This is a genomic window from Mesorhizobium sp. M4B.F.Ca.ET.089.01.1.1 (genome assembly GCF_004022605.1).
Lineage (GTDB): Bacteria > Pseudomonadota > Alphaproteobacteria > Rhizobiales > Rhizobiaceae > Mesorhizobium > Mesorhizobium abyssinicae.
Genome location: NZ_RZOS01000714.1, coordinates 1 through 1937 on the forward strand (window position 1 = coordinate 1; position 1937 = coordinate 1937).

At 63.5% G+C, this 1937-nt stretch carries 3 protein-coding genes; all 3 read left to right on the forward strand.

The annotated features are described in order from the left end of the window. A partial coding sequence (locus EN780_RS33055) for a DUF1345 domain-containing protein (protein ID WP_128276364.1) occupies positions 1–274 on the forward strand: 274 nt, incomplete at its 5' end. A 102-nt stretch (positions 275–376) separates the two neighbouring features. Beyond that, positions 377–1255, forward strand: coding sequence for a cytochrome b/b6 domain-containing protein (locus tag EN780_RS33060; protein ID WP_128276365.1), 879 nt, complete (start codon positions 377–379; stop codon positions 1253–1255). 1 nt (position 1256) lies between these two features. Next, positions 1257–1937 (forward strand): molybdopterin-dependent oxidoreductase (locus EN780_RS33065; protein ID WP_128276366.1); only part of this gene is annotated, 681 nt, incomplete at its 3' end.

Below are 1937 nucleotides of genomic sequence, written 5' to 3' on the forward strand. Positions count from 1 at the left end.
TGTCTACTGGATGAACGGCGAGGAGATCGACGTTGCCACCAAGAAGAAGGTTCCGGTCGGCGGTCTGGATTTCCCCGGCGACAAGCGTCCTGAGGGCTGGGATTTCCTCTATTTTGCGACCGTCATCGGCATGACCGCGCAGACCGCCGACACCGCCATCACCACCTCGCACATGCGCCAGGTGGTGCTCATCCATTCGATCCTGTCGTTCTTCTTCAACACGGTGATCGTCGCGGCGGCGGTGAATCTCGCCGTCAGCCTGAGCAGTCCTTGACCGCTTGCCCGTAATAAATCCGTGATCGGATGAAACATCGCTTTGGCTGGCGACGTATTGGGAGGAGAACGAAGAGCTACAAGGCCGGGAGAACGAAGGACGATGGAAACCGTTGCCAGGAGCGAGCCCGCCGCCGATGCGCAAGCCGCATCGAAGGACGCGACGCTGATCTACCGCCAGTCCCGCTGGACGCGACTGACCCACTGGCTCTGGGCGATCGCGCTGTTCTTCATGCTGCTTTCCGGCCTGCAGATATTCAACGCCCGCCCCCAGCTTTATATCGGCAAGGAATCCGGCTTCGGCTACAACAACACCATCTTCGCCATCGGCGCCGAAAACACCGACCAGGGTCCGCGCGGCTACACCGAAATCTTCGGCAAACGCTTCGACACGACCGGCGTGCTCGGCTGGTCCGGACCGCCCGGACAGGAGTCGCCCCGCGCTTTCCCGTCCTGGGTGACGATCCCCTCCTACTATGATCTCGGCACCGCCCGCGTCGTTCATTTCTTCTTCGCCTGGGTGCTCTCCGCCACCTTGCTCGTCTGGCTGGTCGCCGGCCTGATCAACGGCCATGTCAGGCGCGATCTCGCCCCGCGCCTCGACGATCTCCGGCGATTGCCGCGGGACATCGTCGACCACGCGAAGCTGAAGTTCCATCACACGCGCGAATACAACACGCTGCAGAAAATGGCTTATGGCGGCGTGCTGTTCGTGCTCTTGCCGCTAATGATCATCACCGGCCTCGCCATGTCGCCGAGCATGAATTCGGTGCTGCCCTGGCTCAATGAACTGCTCGGCGGCCGGCAGACGGCGCGCACCATCCACTTCACCGTCATGGTGCTGCTCGTCGGCTTCTTCATCATCCACATGCTGATGATCCTCGCCGCCGGCCCGATCAACGAATTGCGCTCGATCATCACCGGCTGGTACCGCACCGACCCGCCGGCGCATGACGACAGCTCGTCCGAGAGGAGCGCCTGATATGGCCAAGTTTCAAATCAACCGCAGGAAATTCCTTACCTCCGCCAGTCTCGGCCTGTCCGGCATCGCGCTGTCGGGCTGCGATGCCTTCGACGGCGGGCTCGGCATCGGCGGCGGTCTGCGCAGCTTCCTCGAGAATGCCAATGGCCTGACATACCGGGCCCAGCGCCTGCTCGCCGGCCGCGACGCGCTGGCGCAGGAGTTCACCGAGGCCGATATCCGCCAGCCGCAGCGGCCGAACGGCGTCACCGCCCCCGACGACGACACCTATAAGGGCCTGCTTGCCAACAACTTCGCCGACTGGCGCCTCGAGGTCTCCGGCCTTGTCGAGAAACCGCTGTCGCTGACCCGCGAGCAGCTGCAGAATATGCCGAGCCGCACCCAGATCACTCGCCACGACTGCGTCGAGGGCTGGAGCTGCATCGCCAAATGGACCGGCACGCCGCTGTCCCTAGTTCTCGACCAGGCGGTGGTGAAACCCCAGGCACGGTATGTGATGTTCCACTGCCTCGACACGATCGACCGCAGCCTCTCGGGCGACGTCAAATATTACGGCACCATCGACCTGATCGATGCCCGCCACCCGCAGACGATCCTCGCCTACGGCGTCAACGGCAAGCCGCTGCCGGTCGAGAACGGCGCGCCGCTGCGCGTACGCGTCGAGCGCCAGCTTGGCTACAAG

Excerpts from the sequence above, each read along its gene's own strand:
- EN780_RS33060 (WP_128276365.1), top strand. The coding sequence starts at position 377 with ATGGAAACCGTTGCCAGGAGCGAGCCCGCCGCCGATGCGCAAGCCGCA.